Here is a 23,205-nt window from a genome sequence, read left to right on the forward strand (position 1 = left end):
GGCGACTCGGGACATCTCGTCCCGCATCGACGCTAGGGTTCCGCGCGCCACCGCACCAAGCGGACGGGGCGTCCGGGGGACCGCCGGGGTGAAAACGCGAAACTCCCGGCGGTACGGGTGGCCTCCGTGGAGGACCCGTACCGCCGGGAGCTTCGTCGCCTGGGGCGGTGCGTCAGCTCGCGGTGCCGCGACGGCCGCCGCCGCCCCTGCGGGCGGAGTCGCCACGGCCGCGGGCCGCGCCGCCGCCGGTCGCGGAGCCCGAGGACGTACCCCGGCCGGAACCGGCGGAGGCGCCACGGCCGGCACCGCGGGCACCGGCCGCCCTGCGGTCGCCGCCCTGGCCGCCGCCGGTGGCGGAGCGGGGGGCCGAGCCGGTCGCGGCACCGGAGCCGCTGCCGGCGGAGCCGCTGGGGCGGCGGCGACGGGACCGGGTGCCGGACTCGTCGGAGGACGCGGCGCGGGTCTTCGGGCCGTCGTTCGTGGTGGCGTCGCCGGTCCTGGCACCGTTACGGCCGCCGCCGGTCCGACCGCCGCCGGTCCTGGGGCCGGACTTGCGGGCCGGGCGGGAGGCCTTCGGCGGCGTCGGCTGCGGGACCTCCAGGACGACGGGCACGCCGGAGGGCTCGCGGGCGCCGGTGATCTCCGCCAGCTGCGGGTCGCTCGACGTGACGCGGGTGGTCCGGGGGCGGATGCCCGCGTGGGTCATCAGCTGGGAGACCTCGCGCTTCTGCTCCGGCAGGACCAGCGTGACCACGCTGCCGGAAGTGCCGGCGCGCGCGGTGCGCCCGCCCCGGTGGAGGTAGTCCTTGTGGTCGGTCGGGGGGTCGACGTTCACGACGAGGTCGAGGTCGTCGATGTGTATGCCCCGGGCCGCGACGTTCGTCGCGACCAGTGCGGTGACCTGGCCGTTCTTGAACTGGTCCAGGGTGCGGGTCCGCTGGTTCTGCGAGCGTCCGCCGTGCAGGGCGGCCGCGGGGACACCGGCGGTGAGCAGCCGCTTGGCGAGCCGGTCGGCGGCCCGCTTGGTGTCGATGAACATGATGACCCGGCCGTCGCGCGCGGCGATCCGCGTGGTGACGGCCTTCTTGTCGGTCTCGTCCAGGACGTGCAGCACGTGGTGCTCCATCGCCGTCACGGTGGCCGCGGACGGGTCCGTGGAGTGCACGACCGGGTCGTGCAGGAAGCGCTGGACCAGGCGGTCGATGTTGCCGTCCAGGGTCGCCGAGAACAGCATGTGCTGGCCGCCGGGCTTCACCTGCTGGATCAGCCGGGTGATCTGCGGCATGAAGCCCATGTCGGTCATCTGGTCGGCCTCGTCGAGGACCGTGATGCGCACGTCGTCGAGGACGCAGTCGCCGCGCTCCACGAGGTCGTTGAGCCGCCCGGGGGTCGCCACGAGGACCTCGGCGCCGCGCCGCAGCGCGGTGGCCTGCTTCGTCAGGGACAGCCCGCCGACGACGGTGGTCAGCCGGAGGTTGACCGCGGTGGCGTACGGGGTGAGCGAGTCCGTCACCTGCTGGGCGAGCTCACGGGTGGGCACCATCACCAGGGCCAGCGGCGCCTTCGGCTCGGCCCGCAGACCGGCGGTGCGCGCGAGCAGCGCGAGACCGAACGCGAGGGTCTTGCCCGAACCGGTACGGCCCCGGCCCAGCAGGTCACGGCCGGCGAGCGAGTCGGGCAGCGTGGCGCCCTGGATCGGGAAGGGCGCGGTCACGCCCTGCGCGGTGAGCGTCTTCAGCAGCCCGGCGGGCATGTCGAGGTCGGCGAAGGAGTCGACGGGGGGAAGCGAGGGGGTCGTGCTCTCCGGCAGTCGGAACTCCCTCGGCGGCGCCGCGGAGGTTTGGGGCGACTTGGCGCGCCGGTTCGGCTTGTGGGAGTTGCGGGACATGCGGGGGCTACCTTCCTGGAGAACAGCGCAAAACCGGGGTCCGCACCGAATCGGTGCGGACCCCGGTGAGCAGAAATCGTCAGGCGCGATTAGGCGGGGACGATGTTCTCCGCCTGCGGGCCCTTCTGGCCCTGCGTGACGTCGAAGGACACGCGCTGGCCCTCCTGCAGCTCACGGAAGCCCTGGGTGGCGATGTTCGAGTAGTGGGCGAAGACGTCCGGGCCGCCGCCGTCCTGCTCGATGAAGCCGAAGCCCTTTTCCGAGTTGAACCACTTCACGGTTCCCTGTGCCATGACCTTCTCCTTCTGTAGGCAGAGGCCCCATCCGGAGATGCCGGAAAACAAAATGCGCCTGAAGAGAAGTATTCCCGTCAGACGCAAGAGGTTCATGGGTACCACAACTGCAACACGTTGATCGTAACACACCTGCCCCGTCCATGGGGCCGACCACGCCGCACTCGACGACCTGACCACGGAAAACGCGGTGAGAGGCACCCCGCACACCTGGTAGATTGATCTCTGTCGCCGCGGGGAACACCCCACGGCCGACGAACACCTGTCCGGGTGGCGGAATGGCAGACGCGCTAGCTTGAGGTGCTAGTGCCCTTTATCGGGCGTGGGGGTTCAAGTCCCCCCTCGGACACCAGAGAAATATCGCAGTGAACGCCACGCGGCGGCGGCTCGGGAAACCCCGGCCCCCGCCGCGTGGCGTTTCTCGTGTCACCGCCCGGGACTCCTCGTGTCGCGCGTCCCTGTCATCGCCGTGATCATCGGGTGAGCGGAACGGCGCGTTCGAGTGATGGGGCGGTGGCGCATGGGCGAAGAGGTGCGGGAAGGGGCCGCCACGCGGCGGGAGTGGGTCGGGCTCGGGGTGCTTTCCCTCGGGCTGTCCATGGTCGTGCTGGACGGGACGATCGTCAGTGTCTCGCTGCCGGTGATCATCGAGGACCTCGGGCTCGGGTTCACGCAGGCGCAGTGGGTGAACAGCGTCTACTCCGTCGTGCTCGCGGCCCTCCTGGTGACCTGCGGGCGGCTCGGTGACCGGCTGGGGCGGCGGCGGCTCTTCGCGGTGGGCGTGGTGCTCTTCGTGGTCGGCAGTGTGCTCGCCGCCTCCGCAGGCGCGGCGGGCTCGCTGATCGCGGCGCGGGTGGTGCAGGGGCTCGGCGGGGCGTGCATCCTGCCGGGGACCCTGTCCACGGTGAACGCGACCTTCCGCGGCCGGGACCGGGTGATGGCCTTCGCCGTCTGGGGGTCGGTGATCTCCGGCATGGCCGCCGTGGGCCCACTGCTCGGCGGCTGGCTCACCACCAGCTTCACCTGGCCGTGGATCTTCCTCGTCAACGTGCCGGTCGGCCTGCTGCTGCTCGTCGGGATCTTCCTCTTCGTCCCCGAGACGCGCGGGGAGATCCGCGCGCCCGGACTGGACGTCGGGGGCTTCCTGCTCAGCGCCGCCGGGTTCGCCGTGCTGGTGTTCGCGCTGATCGAGGGGCAGACCTACGGCTGGTGGAAGCCGCTGAAGGACCTCTCCCTGTTCGGGGTGGTCTGGCCGGAGACCGCACCCGTGTCCGCGATCCCCGTGCTGCTGGCCCTCGGGCTCGCCCTCCTCGTCTTCTTCTGCCTCTGGGAGCGCCGCCGGGCCAGGACCGGGCGCTCGGCGCTGCTGGACCTCGGACTGTTCGGACTGCCCAGCTTCCGCTGGGGCAACCTCGCCGCGTTCGCCGTGGCCCTCGGCGAGTTCGGCCTGCTCTTCGTGCTCCCGCTGTACCTGGTCAACGTCCTCGCGCTGTCCACCCTCCAGTCCGGCCTCGTCCTGGCCACCATGGCGCTCGGCGCCTTCCTGGCCGGCGGCGCGGCCGAAGGGCTCGTACGCCGCATGGGGCCGCCGCGCATCGTCACGCTCGGCCTCGCCATCGAGGCCACGGCGATCGTCCTCGTCGCCTCGGTCGTCACCCCGCACACCTCCCCGTGGCTCCTGGCGCTGCTCCTGGCCGGTTACGGCATCGGCCTCGGGCTGGCCTCCGCGCAGCTCACCGGCACCGTCCTCGCCGACGTCCGGCCCGCCGACTCGGGGCAGGGCTCGGCCACCCAGAGCACCGTGCGGCAGCTCGGCTCCGCCCTCGGCGCCGCCGTCCTCGGCGGGCTGCTCTCGCTCTCCCTCGGCTCCACCCTGCCCGCCGCGCTCGACGACGTACCCGGCCTCGCCCCGCAGGCGGCCGCCCAGGCCACCGAGGCCACCCGGGCCTCGGCCGGCGGCACCATCGCCCAGCTCAGGACCGACCCGCCGCAGGGCGCCACGGACCCCGACGCCGTGGCGGACGCCCTGGCCGACGGCTTCGCCGCCGCCACCCGCACCACCCTCTTCGCCGCCGCGGGCTGCATGCTGCTCGGCCTCGCCGCGGCCACCCGCATCCCGCGAGGCGGGCGGCGGGAAGCCCCGGGACGGGCCGTATCGACCGGTGCGGCGGCGCACGACGACCCCCCTGCCGCCGTCGGCCGCGGCGAGCAGTAGGGGAGCCCCACCCCAAGATCACCGGCTCCTCCCGTTCATGTGCCCTCCGTTCGGCCTTCACGCATCCGTGCACACAAGTCGCACACAAGTCCGCGACTCTCAGTGCGCTTTCGGAGAGAGAAGGGGGGTGGTTTCCATGGTTCCGGCACGGTTCCTCTACGTCATGCTCGGGGCGCGCCAGAGACCCATGGGGGAGGCGCAACGGTTCGCATGGCGGCTCGTCGGAGCCAACCATCGGGAACTGGGGCGCAGCGCCCAGGTGTTCGCGGATCCCGGGGAGTGCCGGGCCGCGGTGCTGCGGCTGCGGCAGCGGGTGGGGGACGCCCGCGCGCTGCTGGCCACCGCTGACGCGGCCGGCGGCGGAGGCTGGGCCTGGCGGCTGGAGATCGAGGGGCGGCCCGTCGCGGTCGCCGGGCGGACCTACCAGCGCCAGCGGGACTGTCAGTTCAACCTGGGACAGTTCCTCCACGTGGTCCCCGTGGCCGAGCTCGCCGAGCCCGCCCCGGTCCGCTCCAGGACCGGAGCCGCCGCCCGGCAGCGGGTCGCTCCCGGCGGCGAGCCCGGCGACCGGGCGGCGGTGTGATGACCGCCGTCGCACCCGAGGCCGGCCCCGACACCAAGCGCGCGCCGCGCGGCACGCCCGCCCCCGCCGACCGGGTCTTCCGGGGCGTGGCCCGGGGCAGCGGAGCCCTCGTGCTCGCCGTGATGCTCCTCGTCGGCGTCTTCCTCGCCTACCGCGCCGCGCAGGCGCTCGGCGTCGCCAAGGGCTCCTTCCTCACCACCTCCGTGTGGGAGCCGGACTCCCACCACTTCGGCATCGCCGCCGTGCTCACCGGCACGGTGCTGATCGGACTGGTCGCCGTCGGCCTCGCCGTACCGCTGGCCCTCGGCACCGCCCTCTACATATCCGAGTACGCGCCGCGACGCCTCAAGCGGACCCTGGTCAGCCTGGTGGACCTGATGGCCGCCGTCCCGAGCGTGGTCTTCGGGCTCTGGGGCGCCTTCTTCCTCCAGGAGCGGATCGTCGGCCTCTCCCGCTGGCTCGCCACCTACTTCTCCTGGATCCCGCTCTTCAAGGTCGACGGAGCCGACCCCGCCGACCCCCTCCAGACCACCACCGTCTACACCTCCTCCACCTTCGTGGCCGGCATCGTCGTGGCGCTCATGGTCACCCCCATCGCCTGCTCGGTGATGCGCGAGACCTTCTCCCAGGCCCCGGCCGGCGAACGGGAGGGCGCGCTCGCGCTCGGCGGGACCCGCTGGGGCATGATCCGCGCCGTCGTCCTGCCGTACGGCTGGGGCGGCGTGATCGGCGGCACCATGCTCGGCCTCGGCCGCGCCCTCGGCGAGACGATCGCCGTCTACATGATCATCTCGCCGGTCTTCGCCGTGCAGCCGCACATCCTCCAGAACGGCGCCAACTCCGTCTCCGCGCTCATCGCCCTGCGCTACGGCTCCGCCAGCGCGTTCGGCATGTCCGCGCTGATGGCCGCGGGGCTCGCGCTCTTCCTGATGACCCTCGTCGTGAACTTCCTCGCGTCCTCGATCGCCGCCCGCAGCCGTTCGGGCGCGGGAACGGAGGCCTGACCATGACATCCGACCTCCTGCACCACGAGCGCGCCGCCGCCGTCCCCGCGACCGTGCGCCCCGTCCCCGAGGACCCCGAGGGCCGGGCCCCCGAGGCGCGCCGTTCCACCTCCGCCGTACGGGCCTCGGACCTGCTCGCGCTCGCCGGCGCCGCCGTGGGGGCGCTCGCCCTGACCACGCTGCTGTTCGTCTGGGTCGCCCCCTTCGACACCGTCCTCGGCTTCGTCGTCGTCGCGTATCTGCTCTTCGTCGGCCTGTACGCCGTCCTCGTCTCGCTCGACGAGACCGGCCCCGCCGTGCGCGACAGGGTCGCCGCCGTCCTCTGGCAGAGCCTCGCCGCGCTGCTCCTGAGCGCCCTGGTCCTCGTCGTCGGCTACACCCTGTGGCGGGGCAGGTCCGCCCTCGTGCACCTCAACTTCCTCACCGAGGACATGAGCAGCACCGGGCCGCTCCAGCCGCTCTCCGACGGCGGCGTGCTGCACGCCATCGTCGGCACCCTGGAGCAGATCGCCCTCGCGCTCGTCGTCACCGTGCCGCTGGGGCTCGCCTGCGCCGTGTTCCTCAACGAGGTCCCCGGCCGCTACGCGCGCTTCGTACGGACGGTCGTCGAGGCGATGACGGCCCTGCCGTCCATCGTCGCGGGCCTCTTCGTCTACGCCACCGTGATCCTCGTCCTCGGCCTCGACAAGTCCGGCGCCGCGGCGTCGCTCGCGCTCGGCGTGATGATGCTGCCCATCGTCATCCGCGCCGCCGACGTGGTCATCCGGCTGGTGCCCAGCTCGCTGCGCGAGGCCTCCTACGCGCTGGGCGCGAGCCAGTGGCGCACCGTGTGGACGGTGGTGCTGCCCACCTCGCGGTCCGGGCTCACCACCGCCGTGATCCTCGGCACCGCGCGCGGCATCGGTGAGACCTCGCCCGTGCTGCTCACCTCCGGGGCCACCGCCGAACTGAACGCGAACGCGCTCAGCGGCCCGCAGGTCTCGCTGCCACTGGCCACCTTCCAGCTGGTGAGCTCGCCCCAGCCCAGCCTGATCGCCCGCGGCTTCGGCTCGGCCGCCCTGCTGATGGCCCTGGTGCTGCTGCTGTTCGTGGTGGCCCGCGTGATCGGCGGACGCGCCCCCGGCGAACTCACCCGAGGCCAGCGACACCGGCGCGTCCTCGCCTCCCGGCGCGACGCCGCCCGCATGGCGGCGCGGGCCCGGTCCCGCCCGCGACCGGACGGCCCCAGCCCCGACCCCGGCCCAGGCGCCGACCCTGTGGCCCCCGGCCCGATGCCGCCCGGCTAGCCGCCCGACCCCGCGGGCCGGACCCCCGTCCCGTCCCACCCGGGCCCGGGCCCCGCCCAGCCCTCCACCTCCACGCCCCCGACGCTCCCACACCCGACCAGGAGTTCCCCGTCATGCCCGGATCGCCTCCGGCCGCTCCCGCACGCCTCCGTACGAGGGCGCTGGCCGCACTCGTTCTCCTGACCGCCCTGCTGTTCGGCGCCGCGCTGCCCGGCGCGAGGCCCGCCGTCGCCGCGACGTACGTGCCGATCTCGGGCGCCGGGTCCACCTGGAGCCAGAACGCGCTCGACCAGTGGCGGGCCAACGTCAAGCAGTACGGCATGACCGTGAACTACACCGGCTACGGGTCCTCCGACGGCCGCAACCAGTTCCGCAACGGCACCGTGGACTACGCCGTCTCCGAGATCCCGTACGGCATCAAGGACTCGGGGGTCGTCGACTCGCCGCCCTCGCGGAAGTTCGCGTACATGCCGATCGTGGCCGGCGGCACCTCGTTCATGTACAACCTCGTCATCGGGAACAAGCGGGTCACCAACCTGCGGCTCTCCGGCGAGGTCGTCGCCAAGATGTTCACCGGGCAGATCAAGACCTGGAACGACCCGGCGATCAAGGCCGACAACCCCGCGCTCGCCGCCCTGCTGCCCGCCCGCCCGGTCGTCCCCGTGGTGCGCTCCGACGGCTCCGGCACCACCGCGCAGTTCACCACCTGGATGAGCAGGCAGTACTCCGGCCTGTGGGACGCCTACTGCCGCCGGGCCGGGCGCGCCACGCCCTGCGGCGCGACTTCCAACTACCCGCTGGTGGCGGGCAGCGGCTTCGTGGGCCAGTCCGGTTCCAACGGCGTCTCCGGCTATGTCGCCGAGGAGAGCCACATCGGCACCATCACCTACGTCGAGTACTCGTTCGCCGTGTACACGACCGGGTTCCCGGTCGCCAAGGTGCTCAACAAGGCCGGGTACTACACCGAGCCGACCGCGAAGAACGTCGCCGTGGCCCTGACGAAGGCGCGGATCGACGAGAACCCGAACTCGGCCGGTTATCTGACCCAGATCCTCGACGACGTCTACAACGACCGTGATCCGCGCGCCTATCCGCTCTCCAGCTACAGCTACATGATCATCCCGACCCGGCTGGAGTCGAACTTCAACGCCCAGAAGGGCAAGACGCTCGGCGCGTTCGCCTACTACTTCCTCTGTCAGGGCCAGCAGAGCGTGGACAACCTCGGCTACTCGCCGCTGCCGGTCAACCTCGTGAAGGCGGGCCTCGACCAGGTGCGCAGGATCCCCGGCGTCGACGTCGAGCGGGTCAGCCTCAAGGACTGCCACAACCCCACCTTCTCCGCCGACGGCACCAACACCCTGGTGAAGCAGGCCCCTTACCCGCCCGCCTGCGACAAGCAGGGCACCGCCCAGTGCGCGACCGGCACCGGCGGCGCCAAGAACCCGACCCAGGTCGGCGGCGGCTCGGCCGCCGGAGGGGCGAGCGGCTCCGGCTCCGCCTCGGGCTCCGCGTCCGGCTCCGGCTCTGCCTCGTCCTCCGGCGGGTCGGCCACGGCCGGCACCGGGGGGACGGGCTCCGGCTCCTCCGGTACGTCGGGCGGCGCGGGCGCCACCGGCGGCGGGGGCTCGGGAGGCGCCGCCGCGACCGGCGGGGGCGCGGTCGACCCGGACACCGGACAGGCCGTCACGACCGGCGGCGGCCAGGCGGCGGGCGACGGCGGCGCCGACGCCTTCGCGATGCCCGTCACCAGCGCCCAGAGCATCGGCAGCGGACTGCGGACCGCCCTGATGGCCATGGCGGCGCTGCTGCTCCTCGCGGTCACCGTCGGACCCCCGCTGCTCAGCCGCCGCCTGAAGCGGGGCCGCTCGTGATCGCCGCCCTGCGCCGCTTCGCGGCCACCTCCGCCGCCACCTTCGCCCTCGTGCTGCTCACGGCGACCGGAACCGCCGTGCTGTTCTCGGCACCGCCGCCCGCCGAGGCCGCCGAGACCCGCTCCGCGGTGACCGTCTCCGGCTCCGGCCCGTACGCCGCCCTGAAGGTGACGGTCGGCCAGACCCGCAACCTGGTCGACCAGGTCGTCAAGGTCAGCTGGAAGGGCGCCGCGCCCACCGTCTCGGACACCACCTACGCCGCCGACTACCTCCAGCTCATGCAGTGCTGGGGCGACGCCGCGAGCGGGCCCGAGCCCGACCAGTGCCAGTTCGGCGGCTCCTCCGCGCTCGGCGCGGGCGCCGGCAGCCAGGCCGCCGGGGCCTACACCAACACCCGGCAGCTGTCCTACGGCGGCCTCAAGGACCCGGCGCAGACCCTGCCGCCCGCGACCGGCACCGGCATCTCGTACGTCCGCTTCCGCTCGGTGACCGGCGACATCAGCACCAAGGGGAACTGGAACGACTTCTACGACGTGACCACCAGCAACGAGGTCCCCTACGCCCGCAGCGGCCCCGACGGCACCGGCGAGGTCTGGTTCGAGACCCAGACCGGCGTCGAGGCGCCCGGCCTCGGCTGCGGCGACGTCCGCCCCGGGAGCTCCGGGGCCACCGCCGGGCGCGCCTGCTGGCTGGTGGTGGTGCCGCGCGGCAGGACCGAGGTCGACGGCTCGGCGTACACCGCGCAGCCCAGCGGCATGCTCCAGTCCTCGCCGCTCAGCGCGAGCAACTGGCGCCACCGGCTCGTCGTGCCGCTGCGCTTCGAACCGACCGGCAGCTTCTGCCCGATCGGCGCCGCCGAACGCGGCACCCTCGGCCACGAGCCCGTCGCCGAGGCCGTCTCCCGCTGGCAGCCCGCCCTGTGCCAGTCCGGCGGGCGGACGATCTACGGCTACGCCCAGGTCACCGACGACACCGCCCGCGCCAAACTGGTCTCCGGCAGCCCCGGCCTCGTCTTCGTCGGCCGCCCCGCCTCGGCCCAGCAGATCCGGACCGGCGCGCAGCCCGTCCACGACCCCGTGTACGCCCCGGTCGCCCTGTCCGGCCTCACCATCGGCTTCTTCATCGAGAGCCAGGCCGGATTCGGCGCCCCCGACGACGTCAGGGCCCGCGACGGAGCCCGGCTCACCTCGCTGGACCTGACGCCCCGGCTGGTCGCCAAGCTGCTCACCGAGTCCTACCCGGACGGCAACTCCCGCTTCGCCCCCAGCACCGCCGGCAACCCCGTCAACCTCGGGCGCGACCCCGAGTTCCTCCGGGCCAATCCCACCTACAAGGCGCAGGACTTCGGCGGCGCCCTCGGCGACGTCCTCGTACCGGAGGCGCTGTCCGACGCGGCCTGGCAGCTGTGGGACTGGATCGACCGGGACCCGGCCGCGCGTGAGTTCCTCGACGGCACCCCGGACGACCAGGGGCGGTACGGCGAGTCCGGCAACGCGGGCATGAAGGTCAACCCGAATTACCGGAAGCTGAAGCTGCCGAGGAACGCGTACCCGAAGAGCGACCCGTTCTGCCAGCACTTCGACGACCACCCGGCCCAGCCGCTGTGCATCCAGGACAAGCACCCGTACACGGTCGACATGCGCACGGCGGCCCGCGCCGCCGCCCGTGGCGACACGCTCGCCCGGGCCAGCTGGGACGGCACCGCCACCCCGCCCGGCTACAAGCGCAACCCGCCGCAGCCCGCCGGGCGCCGGGCCGTGCTCGCCCTCGCCGACACGGCCACCGCGGCCCGCTACGGCCTCGTGACGGCCCGGCTGCGCAACGCCGCGGGCGTCTTCGTCGCCCCGAACGCCAAGGGGCTGCTCGCCGGGCAGGCCGCCATGCGGCGCGACCCGGCCAGCGGCCTGCGGCTGCCCGACCCGGCCACCGCGAACCGCGACGCGTACCCGCTCACCCTGCTGACCTACGCCGCGACCGTCCCCGAACGGCTCACCGCGCGCGAGGGCCGGGACTACGCGGCCCTGCTGCGGTACGCGGCGGGCGACGGCCAGCGGCCCGGCGTCTCGGCCGGCACCCTGCCCGAGGGATACGCCCCGCTGCCCGGCGCGCTGCGCGCCGAGACCCGCACGGCGGCGGCGGCCGTCGCCGCACGCTCCGACGCCCCGGCGCCGGGCACGAACACGGGCGGCACCTCGAACGGCTCGACCGGCTCGACGGGCTCGACCGGCTCCTCCGGCGGCGGTACGGGCGGCAGCGCGGGCTCCGGTTCCACCGGCGGCGACCAGGCGCACGGCACGAGCACCGGCGCGGGCGGCACCGCCGGGCACTCCGCCTCGGCCGCCCCGCCCCCCGGCCGTCCCACGAGCGCCGCCCCGGCCCCCGCCGCCGCCTCCGGCGGAGCGCTGCCGCTCACCCCGGAGCAGGCGATCGGCGCCGTGCGCTACGCGCTCCTGATCGCCCTCGTCGCCGGGCTCGCCGCGGCCGTCTGCGGCCCCCTCCTGCCGAGGGTCGTGCCCCGCCTCGCCGCCGTCCTGGGGGAGTGGCGGGCCACGCCCAAGTCCCCCGGAAAACAAGGGAGGTGATGCCCACAGCGCATCCGTGATCCATCGACAGGCCGCGCCAACGAACTGTCCGATCCACCGCGCCGGGCACCACCGCCCGGCGGAAGCCTAACCCGAGAGGTACCGCACGTGAACAAGTCCCTGGCCGCTCTCGCCACCGTCGGCATCGCCGGTCTGCTCACCGGCATCGTCACCGCCCAGCAGGCCGTCGCCGACCCCTCCGGCCCGCCGCCCTACCGCCAGCTCTCCGGCGTGGGCTCCGACACCACCCAGGACGTGATGAACGGCCTGGCCAACGCCATCACCATCAACGGCACCAAGGTCATCGGCTCCTACGACGCCACCGGCTCGGCCCAGATCACCACCAAGGACCCCGCCACCACCCCGGGCTGCACCATCAACCGCCCCAACGGCTCCGGCGCCGGCCGCACCGCCCTGCTGAACTCGTTGCAGGCGGACAACAAGTGCCTCGACTTCGCCCGCTCCTCCAGCCTCAACCTCGGCGCGGCCAGCCCCGGCCTCACCTACGTGCCGTTCGCCGTGGACGCCGTCAGCTACGCGATCACGCCCACCAGCACCGTGCCGCGCAAGCTGACCCTGGCCGACCTCAAGGCCATCTACCACTGCAACCCCGACTACGTCGGCACCGCGCCCAACTTCGGGATCACCGTCTACCTGCCGCAGGCCGGTTCCGGCACCCGCAGCTTCTGGGAGTCCCAGATGGGCATCACCGACGCCGACGTCGTCGCCGGTGTCTACCCCTGCATCAAGGACGCCAAGGGCGGCGCCCCCGTCCAGGAGCACGACGGCCGGGTCCTCGACGACAAGTCGATCGTGCCGTTCTCCATCGCCCAGTACAACGCGCAGAGCTCGCAGACCATCGCCGACCTGCGCGGCCGGGCCATCCTCGGCACCGTCGACGGCATCGCCCCCACCGTCCTCAACAGCGGCTTCGGCGTGAAGCGCGACGTCTACAACGTCATCCCCACCAGCAAGATCGGCACCGCGCCCTGGAGCACCGTCTTCGTCGGCTCCGGCTCCCTCGTCTGCCAGCAGCAGGGCGTCATCAACACCTACGGCTTCGCGGCCAACCCCAACTGCGGCGACACCACCAAGCAGACCCCCTGACCCGTCCGTACCGAACTTCCGAGAAGGAGCGCACCACTGTGCGGAACAGAACGTTCTCGCGGACCCTGGCAGGGAGCCTCGCGAGCCTCGTGGCGGTCCTGGCGGGCGGCCTCGCCCTCGCCCCCTCGGCGCAGGCCGCCGAGATCGGCACCGCCGTCGTCACCCCGGCCACCGGCGCCGACACCTCCAGCATGACGCTGACCACCTCGGGCGCCTGCCCGCCGGCCGCCACGAACGTCATCGTCGCCGTGACCGGCTCGGGCTTCCCGGCCGGCGGCCAGAACGTGGTCGGCAACTCGCCGATCGCCACCTACGGCACCACCGCCGACGGCGGTCTCGTCATCCCGCTGTCGCAGACCATGCGCGACTACGCCAACACGGCCGGCTTCACCAATCTGACGGGCAAGTACACCTTCCTCGTCACCTGCCGCACGGCGTTCAACGGCACCAGCCTCGGCGACTTCCCCGGCGCGGTCTGGTTCACCTCCAACACGGCCTACCAGAACACCGATCCGGCCGTGAAGACCGACACCACCACCTCCCTCGCGGTCTCCCCGGCGGGCCCGGTCGTCGAGGCCACCCCGGTGACCCTCACCGCGACCGTCGGCCCCGCCGGAGCCACCGGCACCGTCCAGTTCCGCGACAACGGCACCGCGCTCGGCACCCCCGTCGCCGTGGCGGGCGGGCGCGCCGCGCTCACCACCAGCGCGCTGACCCGCGGCGGGCACAGCCTGACCGCCGCGTTCACCCCGGCGAGCGCCGCCTACAACCCGTCCGCCTCCGCCGGTGTCTCCTACACCGTCGACGCCGCCCCGGCGACCGCCACCACCACGGCGCTCGCCGTCTCCCCGTCCGGCACGGCGGACCAGTACAGCCCGGTCGCCCTCAGCGCCACGGTGTCGCCCGCCTCCGCGGCCGGTTCCGTGAAGTTCCAGGACACCGTCGGCGGCACCACCACCACGCTCGCCACCGTCCCGGTCGCCGCCGGACAGGCCGCGTTCACCACCAGCGCCCTGCCCTCGGGCGACCACTCCCTCACGGCCGCCTTCGTACCGGCCGACACCGGCGCGTACACCGCCTCCACCTCCGGCGCCGTCCCCTACGTGATCGGCTCCTTCAAGGGCGTCACGGCCTCGGAGAGCATCACCACCACCGTCCAGTCGGGCGCGCTCGTCATCAGCGTCGACAACCCGAACGTCACCCTGCCGTCCCCGACGCTCACCAGCGGCGGCGACCTCCTCGCCACCACCGGCGCCATCAACCCGGTGACGCTCACCGACACCCGGGCCGGCAACCCCGGCTGGTCGGTCAGCGGCCAGATCACCGACTTCTCCGACGGCGGCGCCCACCGCATCAACGGCCAGAACCTCGGCTGGACCCCCAAGGTCGTCGACAAGGGCGCCGCGCAGACCGTGACGCCCGGCACGCCGGTCGCCGCGGGCACCGGCCTCGCCCCGGCCGACCCGGGCACCGCGGGCCTCAAGTCCTCCCGCTCCCTCGCCACCGGCACCGGGCTCGGCACCGCCCACCTCGGCGCCGACCTGGCCCTCTCCGCGCCGACCTCGACCGTGGCCGGCACCTACACCGCGACCCTCACCCTGACGGCCATCTGACGCCGCCGGCCGGGACGGGCCCCACCGCCCGTCCCGGCCACCGGCACCCGCGCACCGGTCCCGCCCGCGCCCGAACGGACGACCCGACATGACCACGAACCCGGCCCGCCGCCTCGCCACCGCCCTGGCCGCCTGCCTCCTCGCCGCCCTGCCGGCCGCGCCCGCCTCGGCCGCTCCCGCCCCGGCACCGGCGGCGGCTCCCGCGCTGCCCGGCGACGGGGGAGCGGGACACACCGGGCGCACCACCTTCGGCGTCCAGCCGTCCTCGGCGAAACGGCCCGACGCGCGGCCCCACTTCTCCTACGGCGCCACCCCCGGCGCCGTCGTCAAGGACCACATCGCCGTCTTCAACTACGGCACCGCGCCGCTCACCCTGCGGGTCTACGCCCAGGACGCCTTCACCACCGCCGACGGCGGCTTCGACCTGTACGCGGCGGACCGGCGGCCCACCGGCGTCGGCGCGTGGGTCGCCCTGCGCCCGGGCCGGGTCACCGTGCCCGCCCGCTCCCACACCGTCGTCCCCTTCACCCTGACCGTGCCCCCGGGCGCGACCCCCGGCGACCACACCGGCGGCATCGTCGCCTCCCTGTCGGCCGTCAGGACCGACCGCGAGGGCAGCAAGGTCGCGGTCGACCAGCGGGTCGGCGCCCGGATCTACGTCCGCGTCGCCGGTGACCTCGCGCCCCGGCTCGCCGTCGAGGACCTGAGCACCGCCTACCACGGCACGGCCAACCCCTTCGGTACGGGCGAGGCGACCATCACGTACACCGTCCGCAACACCGGCAACGTGCGGCTCGGGGCCCGCCAGGCGGTCGAGGTTCGCGACCCGCTGGGCGGCGCGGCCCGGGTCGCGAAGATCCGCGACGTCCCCGAGCTGCTGCCCGGTGACAGCCTGCGGGTCACCGCCACGGCCACCGGCGTGCTGCCCGCCTTCTCGGACACCACGACGGTCACGGTCGACCCCGCGCCCGTACGCGGTGACATCAGGCACCGGATCCTGCCCCGCGTCACCCGCACCGCGGGCTTCACCGCCGTGCCCTGGGCGTCGCTGGCCCTGCTGCTCCTGCTCGCCTCGGGCGGCGGTGCGCTGCTGACCGTACGACGCAGGCGCCGACGGCTCCGTACCGCCGGGACCGGCCGGGCGCGGACGGCGCCCCGCCCCCGGCAGGCGGTCGCCGTGACGGCGGGCCTCCTGCTGGCCGCCGCGACGGGCGTCGCCGGGACGGCGGGACCGGCGCGGGCAACTGCCGTCGACACCCCGGCCCGCGCCTCCGCCGCTTCCGGCGGCCTCGCGGTCGTCCCGCCGCGCGGCGACGAGGCCCAGCCCATCACCCTCGTCACCGACGCCCCCTGCCCCGCGCGGACCTCGCACGTCATCGCCCGTGTCTCCGGCGCGGGATTCCCGCGCGGCGGGCAGATCGTCGTCGGCAACGCCCCGGTCGGCACCTACGCGCGGGTGCCGGGCGGCGGTCTCTCCGTCCCGCTCTTCTCCACCCTGCGGGACTACGCGGCCACCGCCGGGTTCACCACCCTGCGCGGCACCTACGCCTTCACCCTCAGCTGCCTGGAGGGCGCCTTCCGGGCCACCGGGCTGCGGGAGTTCACCGGCACGCTCCGGTTCACCGCGACGAACGCCTACGCGGACGGCACCGAGATCCGCACGCCCACCGGACCCGCCGTCGCCCCGGCCCCCGCCCCGCCCACGGCCGCCCCGCCGCCCGCCGCCCGGCCGGTGTCCGACGCGCCCGTGCCCACCGCCCACGCCTCGGGCGGCGCGGCGGCCGCCTGGTCGGCGGGCGGCTTCGCCGTCGCCCTGCTCGCGCTCCTGGCGGGCGCGGCGCTGTGGCTGCGCGGCCGAAGGACCCCAGGCGGGTCCGACGCCGGGACCCCCGCCGGGGCCGACGGCCCCACCCCTTCTTGAACCACCGCCCCCACCCACCTCACAGGGAGCCCACCGTGTCCATCACCCACCAGACTCCGCGCGCACCGGGCCGGACCGCCGCCCGCGTCGGCACCCTCGTCGCCGCCTGCGGCACCGCCGGACTGCTCGTCACCGCCGGGCTCCTCGCCCAGGCGCAGTCCGCCCACGCCGCCGACGCCCCCGGCGTGATGACGGTGACCCCCGTGACCGGCACCGACACCACCGGGATCACCCTCACCACGGCCGCGGCCTGCCCGGCCGACGCCACGAACCTGATCGTGGCGGTGAAGGGCTCCGGCTTCCCGGCCGACGGCCAGAACGTGGTCAGCAACTCGCCGATCGCCACGTACGCGACGGCGCCGAACGGCGGGATCGTGGTGCCGCTGACGCAGACCATGCGGGACTACGCGAGCACCGCCGGATTCAGCACCCTCCAGGGCCGCTACGACTTCACCCTCACCTGCCGCAAGGCGTTCAACGGCACCAGCCTCGGCGACTTCGCCGCCCCGGTCTGGTTCACCTCCAACACCGCCTACCGCGCCACCGACCCGGCCCTGCCGACCACCCCGCCGACCACCACGGCCAGCCCCTCGGCCACCCCCACGACGACGCCCTCGACGACGGCGACGCCGACCGGCACCGCCTCGCCCACCGACACGGCCACCCCGACGGACACCGCGACGCCCACGGACACCGCCACGCCGACCGACACGGCCTCGCCCACCGACACCGCCTCCCCGACGGCCACCTCCTCGGCCGCCGGCGGCACCACGAGCGGCGGCTCCCAGGACGTCTCCACCAACGTCAACGGCGGCTCCACCGGCGGCGGTTCCGGGGACAGGGGCACGCTCGCCCACACCGGCGCGCAGACCGGCGCGCTCGGCGCCCTGTCCGCCGCGCTCGTCCTCGCCGGGGTCGTCCTGGTCCGGCGCGCCCGCCGCCGCGAGGACTTCCCCGCCACCGACCTGCCGAACGCCTGAGCCGCGCGGAACCGCGGAAGTAAGGACGACACCATGCGCATCCCCCAGGCGGTACGCCGCCCCCTCACCGCCGGCCTCGTCTCCGTGCTCGCCGCCGGGGCCCTCACCCTCGGCACCGGCGGCGCCCGGGCCGACGCCCCCGGCACGATGGAGGTGACCCCCGGGACCGGCACGGACACCAGCGGCATCACCCTCACCACGGGCGCCCCCTGCCCCGAACCGGCCAGCAACCTCCTCGTGTCGGTGAAGGGCTCCGGCTTCCCGGCCGACGGCCAGATCGTCGTCAGCAACTCGCCGATCGCCACGTACGCGACGGCGCCGAACGGCGGGATCGTGGTGCCGCTGACGCAGACGATGCGGGACTACGCGAGCACCGCCGGATTCAGCACCCTCCAGGGCCGCTACGACTTCACCCTCACCTGCCGGGCCGCCTTCGGCTCCGCCACGTACGGCGACTTCGCGGCCCCGGTCTGGTTCACCTCCACCACCGCCTACCGCACCACCCCGCCCGTCACCGCGACGACCACCGCCCTCACGGCGAGCCCCGCCGGACCGGTCGTCCAGGGCACGCCCGTCCGGCTGACCGCGACCGTCGCCCCCGCCACCGCGTCCGGCACCGTCCGCTTCCTCGACGGGACCACCCCGCTCGGCGCTCCCGTCCCCGTCACCACCGGCACGGCCACGCTCACCACCGACGCCCTGAACGTCGGAACCCACACCCTGACCGCCGAGTTCACGCCGTCCGACCCCGCCGTCGACGCGCCCTCGTCCGCCGCGCCGCTCGCGGTCACCGTGAAGATCAAGCCCCCGGCGCTGCTCACCCCCGCCAAGGTCACCGGCACCGTACGGGTCGGCTCCACCGTCACCTGCGCCGTGACGTTCGGCGGCGCCGCCTCCGTCGCGTACACCTGGCTCCGTGACGGCACACCCGTCGCGGGCGCCACCGGACGCACCCGGGCGCTCGTCGCCGCCGACCACCCGCACCGGATCGCCTGCCGGGCCAAGGCCGTCAACACCACCGGCGCCACCGTCTCCACGAGCCCCGCCCTGGGCGTGGCACTCGGCCCGGCCCTGCGCAACGGCACGAAGCCCGCCATCGCCGGCACCCACCGCGCGGGCTACCGGCAGACCGCCAGGACCGGCAGCTGGACCCCCGCCGCCACCACGTACACCTACGTGTGGAAGCGCGACGGCCGGGTCATCGGGGGCGCCACCCGCGCCACCTACACCGCGACCCGCGCCGACCGGGGCCACCGGCTCACCGTGACCGTCACCGCCCAGCGCCCCGGATACGCCAAGGGCACCGCCACCTCCGCCCCGGTGAGGATCGGATGACCGCAGCACCCACGGCACTCGCGGCGCCCCCCGCCCCGCCCGCGCGGGCCGCGGCCCCGCAGGCCGGCCCCCGGCTGCGGGTCGCCGGGGCCGCGCTGAGCATCCTCGCCGCCCTGCTGCTCGGGGTCGTCGTCGACGCGGGCCCGGTCAGCGACCTGCGGCACGCCCGCGACCGGCAGGTCGACTACGCCGCCTTCCGCGCCGCCCTCGCCAACGGCGTCGCCCCGGTGGGCAAGTCGGCCGGCGGCGGCCGGGCGCCCGAGACCGGCGAACCGGTGGCCGTCCTGGAGATCCCCGCGCTCCGGCTGCGCGAGGTCGTCCGCGAGGGCACCACCGCCGAGGGCCTGACCCGGGGCCCCGGCCACCGCCGGGACACCCCCCTGCCGGGCCAGTCGGGCACCAGCGTCGTCATGGGCCGTCAGGCCGCCTACGGGGGACCCTTCCGGCACCTGGGCGAACTGAGCACCGGCGACACGTTCACCGTCACCACCGGCCAGGGCACCCACCGCTACCGGGTGCTCGGCCCGCGCCGGGCCGGCGACCCCCAGCCGCCCGCCCCGGCGGCGGGCCGGGGCCGGCTCACCCTCATCACGGCCGACGGCACGCCCTTCATGCCCGGCGGTGTCCTGCGGGTGGACGCCGAGCTCGTCTCGGACGCCCAGCCCACCCCGCCGCCCGCCGTCCCGCCCGGCGCCCTGCCGGAGGACGAGAAGCCCATGGCCACCCAGCCGTCGGCCTGGCTGCCGCTGGTCCTGTGGGGGCAGGCGCTGCTCCTCGCGGCCGTCGCCCTCGCGTGGGCCCACGCCCGCTGGGGCCGCCCGCACACCTGGGTGGTCGGCGTCCCGCTCCTCGGCGCGCTCGGCCTGGCCACCGCCGACCAACTGCTGCTCCTCCTGCCCGACCTGCTGTGACCCGAGTGAAGGACGTGCCCGCCGTGACCGAACAGACCCTCCCGACCCAGACCACGCTCCCGCTCCCCGTGGTGCCGGGGCCCCGGGCCGCCGCGACCGGGGCGACGCTCGAAGCGCGCCGGATCTCGGCCTGGTTCGGCGACCGGAAGGTCCTCGACCGGGTGTCCCTGACCATGCCCGCCGGCCTGGTCACCGCCCTGATCGGCCCGTCCGGCTGCGGCAAGTCGACCTTCCTGCGGATCCTCAACCGCATGCACGAGCTGGTCCCCTCGGCCTCGCTGGCCGGTGAGGTCCTGGTCGACGGCGAGGACGTCTACGCCGCCGGGCAGCGGCTCACGGCGGCCCGGCGGACGGTCGGGATGGTCTTCCAGAAGCCCAACCCGTTCCCCGCCATGTCGATCTACGACAACGTCACCGCCGGGCTCCGGCTCACCGGCACCCGGCTCGGCGGCGCCGCCAAGGACGACCTCGTCGAGGAGTGCCTGACCAAGGCGGGGCTGTGGAAGGAGGTCGGGGACCGGCTCCGCCAGCCCGGCGGAGCGCTCTCCGGCGGCCAGCAGCAGCGCCTGTGCATCGCCCGCTCGCTCGCCGTACGCCCCAAGGTCCTCCTGATGGACGAGCCGTGCTCGGCCCTGGACCCGACCTCGACCCGCCGCATCGAACAGACCATCCGCGAGCTCGCCCACGAGGTGACCATCGTGATCGTCACCCACAACATGCAGCAGGCCGCCCGGGTCTCCGACCAGTGCGCCTTCTTCCTCGCCGAACAGGGCACCCCCGGCGCGATCGTCGAGCACGGCCCGACGCCCGCCATGTTCGGCGCCCCCTCGGACCCCCGCACCGCCGACTACGTGGAGGGCCGCTTCGGCTGACGGCGGATCAGGCCGGGGCCGAGCTCTCCCAGGCCGTCAGGAGCCCGTCCAGCCACGCGGGCGGCAGCTCGGCCGCGTCCCACTCCTCCCGCAGCGGCGCCGGGTCCCCGAGCAGCCGCTCCAGGACGGCGAGGCTGGTGGGGGAGTGGACGAGGGAGTAGCGGCCGTGGATCGCGATGGCGCTGCCGGGGCCGTACTCCTCGTACAGCCGCTCCAGGCGCGGGCGGTGGAGCGCGGCGAACTCCGTGATCCTCCCCGGGTAGCCGGCCCGCTGCCGGGAGGTGAGGGTGGCGAGGACGGCCTTGAGCACCTGGTCGGTGGCCTCGGGGTCGAGGTCGGACACGTCGCTGAACGACAGGTACAGCGGCAGCACCGCGACCTTGGCCCGCTCCAGTTCCATCCGGCCGACGGGCGGCCGGTCGTCCGCCGAGCGGTCCGGCACGCCCGCCGCGACCGCCTGGCGCAGGGCGTGCTCGGCGATCCCGCCGAGGCCGTCGGCGGCGGCCCGGGCGCCGTCGAGCCAGCCGGAGCCGTAGCGCTCGTCGGCCCCGCGCGGGGCGTCGTGCGCGAGCCCGTCGACCTCCTGGTGGGCGAGGGCGAGGGCGCCCGCCTCGATCAGCCCGATCAGCTCCTCGGCGTCGCCGGAGTAGACCCCGGCCCGGGCGAGCAGCTGGACCAGCGTGGTGCGGGCGTTGAGGACGCTGGCCGCGTCCAGCTGCTGCCGTCCTCCGTCGTGGGCGTTCATGGGTCCTCCTCGTCGCATGGGGCAGCGTCGTGAGCGTACGCGGAACGATCAGACTTCCGGTGTACGCCCCCGCCCCGGGGTCCGACCGTGGGTTGACGTGTCGGCCCCGCCCGGCCCCGTAGCGTCGGCACCATGTCGACCAAGACCAGGGCGCTCGTCGCCCTCCTCGCCTGCGCCCTCGCCTTACCGGCGACGGTGCTGCCCGCCGCCGCCGCGCCCCGCGCCACGGGGACCTCGGCCCCCGCGCCCGCGCCCGCCCCGCTCGAACTGCCCGCGCCCACCGGCGGGGAACGCGTCGGCAGCACCGTCCTGCACCTCGTCGACCGGTCCCGGAAGGACCCGTGGGTGCCCACGGCCGACGGCCGCGAGCTCATGGTGACGCTCCACTACCCGGCGGCCCGCCGCTCGCACGGCGCCCCCGCCCCGTACACGACCGAGGCGGAGGCCCGGCTGCTCCTGGGGAGCGTGAGCGTCGGGGACCCGGGCGCCGCGCGGGCGCTGGCCGGGATGGACACGTACAGCGAGAGCGGCGTACGGCCCGCGCCCGGGAAGCACCCGCTGGTGCTGCTCTCGCCCGGCTTCGGCGCGCCCCGCTTCACCCTCACCAACCTGGCCGAGGACCTCGCCTCGCGCGGCTACGTCGTCGCGTCCGTCGACCACGCCTACGAGACTTCGGGCACGGCCCTGCCCGACGGACGGATCCTCACCTGCGTGGCCTGCAAGGCCCTCGACGAGGACGGCGTCCACGGCAGCGTCGTCACCGCCGCCCGCGCGGGGGACATGCGCTTCCTCCTGGACCGGCTGACCGGCCCCCGGCCCGTGTGGCGGTACGCGGCGACGATCGACCGGAGCCGGATCGGCATGGCCGGCCACTCCATCGGCGGGGCGGCCGCCGCCACGGCGATGCTCGCGGACCGCCGGATCGACGCGGGTGTGAACATGGACGGCTCGTTCTGGGACACCCTGCCCGCGAAGGGGCTCGGCGGGCGCCCGTTCCTGATGCTCGGCACGGACGACGGCATGCATCTGCCCGGCGGCCAGGACGTCACCTGGAACGCCACCTGGCCGCTGCTCGGCGGCTGGAAGCGCTGGCTGACGGTGGCGGGCTCCGACCACTTCAGCTTCTCCGACGGGCCGGTGCTCCAGCGGCACTTCGGCCTGCCCGCCGGGGACATCCCGGCCGAACGGGCGCTCGCCGTCACCCGCGCGTACGTCGGCGCCTTCTTCGACCGGCACCTGCGGGGCGTGCCGCAGCCGCTCCTGGCGGGCCCGAGCCCGCTGCACCCGGAGGTGAAGTTCCAGCGGCCGTGAGAGCACGGGTCCGGGGGCGGTCCCCCGCGCCGCCCCCGGACCCCCCGCCGTACGCCTCAGCCGAGCGCGGCGCCGTTCGGCACGACGACCCCGTACAGGTCGCCGATGGTCGCGAGCGCGGCCCGGTGGAGCTCCTCGGCCGACACCTCGGCCACGGCGCTGCCCAGCGGGCGGGTGGCGCAGGCGTCGGCGACGACGGTGGGGCGGTCGCCGCGCAGGAAGGCCCCGGCGGTCGTGAAGGCGACGCACATGTGGGTCATGAAGCCGGCGACCACGAGGTCCTTGTGGCCTGCGGCGTCGAGGTGCTCGGCCAGATCGGTGCCGACGAAGGCGTCCGGCGCGGTCTTCACGACGACGGCCTCGCCCTCGACGGGGGCCACCCGTGGGTGGATCCGCCCGATCTCCGCACGGATGTCGTACGGCGTGCCCTCGCCGCCGTCGTTGACGACATGGACGACCGTGGCACCGGCCGCCCGGGCCCGGGCGAGCAGCTCGGCGGCGGATTCCAGGGCGGCCTCCCAGCCGTCCAGCTCCATCACGCCGCGCGTGTAGGTGTTCTGGTAGTCGATCAGGAGCAGGGTGGCGTCGGCGAGCGAGGCGGGGGTCCGGTCGAATCCGTTGAGGTCACGAAGGGTGGTGGAAGTCATGCCTCCACGCTACGAACGGGCACCCGATGGCGGCAATGTCA

At 74.8% G+C, this 23,205-nt stretch carries 18 protein-coding genes and 1 tRNA gene; 15 read left to right on the forward strand and 4 right to left on the reverse strand.

Features of this window, described 5'->3' with window-relative positions; genetic code table 11:
• Window positions 1–172: 172 nt before the first annotated feature.
• Both ABTZ54_RS00970 and ABTZ54_RS00975 read right to left on the reverse strand, forming a co-directional pair.
• Window positions 173–1,888 (reverse strand): DEAD/DEAH box helicase, encoded by a 1,716-nt coding sequence (locus ABTZ54_RS00970; protein ID WP_351655205.1) that lies wholly within the window; start codon window positions 1,886–1,888, stop codon window positions 173–175.
• Window positions 1,889–1,977: 89 nt separating this feature from the next.
• Window positions 1,978–2,181, reverse strand: a complete 204-nt coding sequence (locus tag ABTZ54_RS00975) for a cold-shock protein (RefSeq protein ID WP_007502648.1) — start codon at window positions 2,179–2,181, stop codon at window positions 1,978–1,980.
• Between the two features lie 264 nt (window positions 2,182–2,445).
• Between ABTZ54_RS00975 and ABTZ54_RS00980 the strand changes: the two genes are divergently transcribed.
• The 14 genes from ABTZ54_RS00980 to ABTZ54_RS01045 all read left to right on the forward strand — a co-directional run bounded on the left by ABTZ54_RS00980 (window position 2,446) and on the right by ABTZ54_RS01045 (window position 20,461).
• Window positions 2,446–2,533, forward strand: a tRNA-Leu gene (locus ABTZ54_RS00980).
• 168 nt (window positions 2,534–2,701) lie between these two features.
• Entirely contained in the window at window positions 2,702–4,396 is a 1,695-nt protein-coding gene (locus ABTZ54_RS00985; protein WP_351655209.1) for an MFS transporter, read from the forward strand.
• A gap of 136 nt (window positions 4,397–4,532) precedes the next feature.
• Window positions 4,533–4,979 carry a YegP family protein gene (locus ABTZ54_RS00990; RefSeq protein ID WP_351655212.1) on the forward strand — a complete coding sequence of 149 codons (447 nt, stop codon included), beginning with the start codon at window positions 4,533–4,535 and terminating at the stop codon, window positions 4,977–4,979.
• A complete protein-coding gene (pstC, locus tag ABTZ54_RS00995) occupies window positions 4,979–5,983 on the forward strand; it encodes a phosphate ABC transporter permease subunit PstC (protein ID WP_351655215.1) in 1,005 nt (334 codons plus the stop codon). The genes ABTZ54_RS00990 and pstC overlap by 1 nt, the downstream gene beginning before the upstream one ends.
• Window positions 5,984–5,985: 2 nt before the next feature.
• Entirely contained in the window at window positions 5,986–7,269 is a 1,284-nt protein-coding gene (gene pstA, locus ABTZ54_RS01000) for a phosphate ABC transporter permease PstA (protein ID WP_351655218.1), read from the forward strand.
• Between the two features lie 113 nt (window positions 7,270–7,382).
• Entirely contained in the window at window positions 7,383–9,140 is a 1,758-nt protein-coding gene (gene pstS, locus ABTZ54_RS01005) for a phosphate ABC transporter substrate-binding protein PstS (RefSeq protein ID WP_351655221.1), read from the forward strand.
• The gene (locus tag ABTZ54_RS01010) at window positions 9,137–11,722 is read left to right on the forward strand and encodes a hypothetical protein (protein WP_351655224.1); all 2,586 of its coding nucleotides are present in this window, start codon (window positions 9,137–9,139) and stop codon (window positions 11,720–11,722) included. The genes pstS and ABTZ54_RS01010 overlap by 4 nt, the downstream gene beginning before the upstream one ends.
• 108 nt (window positions 11,723–11,830) lie before the next feature.
• Window positions 11,831–12,829 (forward strand): substrate-binding domain-containing protein, encoded by a 999-nt coding sequence (locus ABTZ54_RS01015; RefSeq protein ID WP_351655227.1) that lies wholly within the window; start codon window positions 11,831–11,833, stop codon window positions 12,827–12,829.
• 38 nt (window positions 12,830–12,867) lie between these two features.
• A complete protein-coding gene (locus tag ABTZ54_RS01020) occupies window positions 12,868–14,442 on the forward strand; it encodes an Ig-like domain repeat protein (protein WP_351655229.1) in 1,575 nt (524 codons plus the stop codon).
• Between the two features lie 88 nt (window positions 14,443–14,530).
• Complete coding sequence (locus ABTZ54_RS01025) at window positions 14,531–16,363, forward strand: hypothetical protein (RefSeq protein WP_351655232.1); 1,833 nt, start codon at window positions 14,531–14,533, stop codon at window positions 16,361–16,363.
• Window positions 16,364–16,398: 35 nt separating this feature from the next.
• A complete protein-coding gene (locus tag ABTZ54_RS01030; protein ID WP_351655235.1) occupies window positions 16,399–17,343 on the forward strand; it encodes a hypothetical protein in 945 nt (314 codons plus the stop codon).
• A 33-nt stretch (window positions 17,344–17,376) separates the two neighbouring features.
• Entirely contained in the window at window positions 17,377–18,678 is a 1,302-nt protein-coding gene (locus ABTZ54_RS01035) for an Ig-like domain-containing protein (RefSeq protein WP_351655238.1), read from the forward strand.
• Window positions 18,675–19,589, forward strand: coding sequence for a sortase (locus ABTZ54_RS01040; RefSeq protein ID WP_351655241.1), 915 nt, complete (start codon window positions 18,675–18,677; stop codon window positions 19,587–19,589). The genes ABTZ54_RS01035 and ABTZ54_RS01040 overlap by 4 nt, the downstream gene beginning before the upstream one ends.
• 71 nt (window positions 19,590–19,660) lie before the next feature.
• Complete coding sequence (locus ABTZ54_RS01045; protein WP_502997165.1) at window positions 19,661–20,461, forward strand: phosphate ABC transporter ATP-binding protein; 801 nt, start codon at window positions 19,661–19,663, stop codon at window positions 20,459–20,461.
• A 7-nt stretch (window positions 20,462–20,468) separates the two neighbouring features.
• Here ABTZ54_RS01045 and ABTZ54_RS01050 read toward each other — a convergent pair whose 3' ends face one another.
• On the reverse strand, window positions 20,469–21,206 hold the full coding sequence (locus ABTZ54_RS01050; RefSeq protein WP_351655244.1) for a hypothetical protein: 738 nt from the start codon (window positions 21,204–21,206) through the stop codon (window positions 20,469–20,471).
• Between the two features lie 132 nt (window positions 21,207–21,338).
• On the opposite strand from ABTZ54_RS01050, the gene ABTZ54_RS01055 reads away from it, so the two are divergent.
• Window positions 21,339–22,517 (forward strand): alpha/beta hydrolase family protein, encoded by a 1,179-nt coding sequence (locus tag ABTZ54_RS01055; RefSeq protein ID WP_351655247.1) that lies wholly within the window; start codon window positions 21,339–21,341, stop codon window positions 22,515–22,517.
• A 56-nt stretch (window positions 22,518–22,573) separates the two neighbouring features.
• Here the strand turns inward: ABTZ54_RS01055 and ABTZ54_RS01060 are convergent, their stop codons facing one another.
• A complete protein-coding gene (locus tag ABTZ54_RS01060) occupies window positions 22,574–23,164 on the reverse strand; it encodes an isochorismatase family protein (protein WP_351655250.1) in 591 nt (196 codons plus the stop codon).
• Between the last annotated feature and the right edge of the window lie 41 nt (window positions 23,165–23,205).

The organism is Streptomyces sp. NPDC094032 (assembly GCF_040303965.1).
In the GTDB taxonomy this organism is placed as follows: domain Bacteria; phylum Actinomycetota; class Actinomycetes; order Streptomycetales; family Streptomycetaceae; genus Streptomyces.